Consider the following 234-nt stretch of genomic DNA (forward strand, 5'->3'; position numbering starts at 1 on the left):
GCGACCTGTCGCTGGGACTCCAGACGGCGATGACGCCCTCGCTCGGCCCGGGCGTTACCGGCCTGTCGGTCGCGTCGCGCTACATCCCGACGCGAGGGGGCCTCCAGGTGGGCGGCGACTGGTACGACGTGATCAAACTGGCGGACGACCGTGCGGTCCTGGGCGCGGGCGATGTCGAGGGACACGCCATGGAGAGCTCCGCGGTCATGGGGCAGGTACCCACCGCGGTCGCCT

1 protein-coding gene is annotated in these 234 nt (G+C 71.8%); it reads left to right on the forward strand.

The window, feature by feature from the left end; all coding sequences use genetic code 11:
* Positions 1–29: 29 nt before the first annotated feature.
* The coding region (locus MFF64_RS37380; RefSeq protein ID WP_238194128.1) for a hypothetical protein at positions 30–234 on the forward strand (205 nt) is incomplete at its 3' end.

It is taken from the genome of Methylobacterium frigidaeris, assembly GCF_022179185.1.
Classification (GTDB): domain Bacteria; phylum Pseudomonadota; class Alphaproteobacteria; order Rhizobiales; family Beijerinckiaceae; genus Methylobacterium; species Methylobacterium frigidaeris.